The sequence below is a fragment of the Autumnicola aciditolerans genome, from assembly GCF_041679265.1.
In the GTDB taxonomy this organism is placed as follows: domain Bacteria; phylum Bacteroidota; class Bacteroidia; order Flavobacteriales; family Flavobacteriaceae; genus Autumnicola.
This window is the reverse complement of record NZ_JBGFSM010000057.1, coordinates 1-2,290: the sequence shown is the minus strand read 5'-3', so window position 1 is coordinate 2,290 and position 2,290 is coordinate 1. Positions and strand designations below refer to the sequence as shown.

At 31.1% G+C, this 2,290-nt stretch carries 2 protein-coding genes; both read right to left on the bottom strand.

All coding sequences use genetic code 11. The features are described 5' to 3' along the window. Positions 1-218: 218 nt before the first annotated feature. The gene (locus AB8M93_RS18675) at positions 219-965 is read right to left on the bottom strand and encodes an endonuclease NucS domain-containing protein (protein ID WP_373060494.1); all 747 of its coding nucleotides are present in this window, start codon (positions 963-965) and stop codon (positions 219-221) included. A gap of 177 nt (positions 966-1,142) precedes the next feature. Continuing rightward, on the bottom strand, positions 1,143-1,568 hold the full coding sequence (locus AB8M93_RS18670; RefSeq protein WP_373060492.1) for a hypothetical protein: 426 nt from the start codon (positions 1,566-1,568) through the stop codon (positions 1,143-1,145). Positions 1,569-2,290 lie beyond the last annotated feature (722 nt).

The following is a 2,290-nucleotide window of genomic DNA, read 5'->3' as shown; positions in this document are numbered from 1 at the left end:
TAAATTAATACAGGAAGGTGATATTTTGCCTACGTTAGCCGAAGAAATTAATGGAGTTTCTTCATATGGGGAATTGCTGCCAACGGTTACGGTTATCGCAAGTTGCGGGATTAGGGATGCGGACTTGTCGGCTTAACCATTTTCTTTCTTGGTTTCTAAAATTACACATTTTCTACGATACCCGTTATTTGCGATGAACCGATGTTGTGCATAGTGCGTTAGTTGTCTTTTAATTCTAACTTCATTATGTATGTTTTCAAACTAATTCTATCAGTCATTTTAGAAGCATTTTGTAAAGTGCTATCTATTTCTCCTGCTACAATACAACCTTTAATATCTCTATCAGGAAATTGTTCCATTAATAATCCCAAATACATAGAAATTTGTCCGAAAACTTTATAATTCGCAACTCCTGATTTCAATTCAATTACTAATAATCCTCCTTGATTATTTTCTAATAAAATATCAATTCTTTTTCCTTCAATAAGATATTCAATTCCTTCGTTGTTTTCTCCATATATTTTATAATCCGGAAAAAGTTCGTGAATCTGAAGAACCATAGAGTTCTTTAAATCTCTTTCGTAGCTAAAATTATTATTTTCAACACTATATTCTAAATCTAAGTCATCCTGATCTTCGTTCTGAATTGTCTGTTTATCTATAGGATCAGATTTATAATCATTTCGAAAAGTCATATAAAGTTTTGTCGCTTGCTTTAAAGTTGCAGAACCATTTCGGATATTACCATTTATTGGAATTTTATGTTTTGCAGATATGTTTCTTCTTTCGTCTTCAGTAGAGTAAGAAAGTTTTTTTAATAGTGATAATCCATTATCTTTTATAAAATGGTCATCTAAATTTCCTTCGTATCTTTCAACTGTTTTACAATTCGAAATTCGACTTTGAATCGTTCTGGTATCTTGTCCATTTTGGATTAACCAATTTTTAAAACTTTCTTCTTTCATAATTGTATTTTAGTAGCATTATGCACAACGGTCTCGGCTATCGCAAGTTGCGGGAGTAGGGACGCGGAGTTGTCGGCTTAATTGTTTTCTTTCCTGGTTTCTAAAATTACACTTTTTCGGCAATACCCGTTATTTGCGATGAGCCGTTGTTGTTGCGCGTTTTTGATTCTATAAACTTTAATCGATAATTTTTTCTATAGAAAGTTTATCTACTTTTAACCATCTCAAAATATCTTTGGCTAATTTTTTATTCTGTTTTTTAGCGATTTCAAATTCATTCATTAAACCTGATAAATACAATCTTTCATTAACCGTTGTTCCTAAGAAGTCTGATTGATTTTGAATTAATGATTCTATCTTTTTTTGAATTAGTTTGCGATAAACATAATCACAGGCTTCTTTTTCCTGGTCAAATTTGATTACAGAATGTTTTTCACCTTTTTCGATAAAATAAGTTTCATATTCAATTCCAAATTTCCCTTTTTTTATACTTAAAGCTATTTTGTCATTATTGTTTTTTGAGCCAAAAAGTCCGTTTAAATAATACTCATTTTCATCAATTCCACTCTTTTTTAGTTTTTTATTTAAATCAGAAATATTCATTTCGAAAAGTGTTTTTAATAAGTATTATTTGAATTTAATGTATTGAATTATTTTTTTCTATAATCAATTACGAAAATGAATTTTTCTTTGAAAAAATGCGCTACAACGGCTCCGGTTATCGCAAGTTGCGGGAATAGGAACGCGACTTTGTCGGATTAGTTATTTGTATAATTGGTCTCTAAAATAGCAATTTTCAGCTAACTACCCGTTATTTGCGATGAACCGTTGTTATATGCTGGTGCGACACTTCTGAGTGAGAACCTCAGATATGCCGAGGTCGGGAATACACATTCTTTTAAAATAAGAGATATCTCATTTATTACAATTATTGCGCCCGAGTAAGTCCGTTTCTTAATTCTAAGCTTTTTTTGATCTTTTTAGTTCTTAGTAGCTAATTTGATTTTGAGCACCTACCAAAAGCTTCTTTAGCGTAAACTTTCAATAGGACTTTTTTGTTCTTTAGTTATTTAATTTCTTCTAGACGATTTTTCTTAAATTTTGAAGCGAACCTGGATTTTATCAATTATCGATTTACTAAAAGTTCTTAGTTGAAAATTATCAATAGAAGACTTTAAAATTTGAAGTTGTCAGCTTAGCTTTTTTTAGGTTTTTAGTAGCTAAAATCGTTTCGGAGCACTTGCATATAACGGCTACGGTTAACGCAAGTCACGGGATTAGGGACACGAACTTGTCGGCTTAATTGATTTCTACCTGGTCTCTAA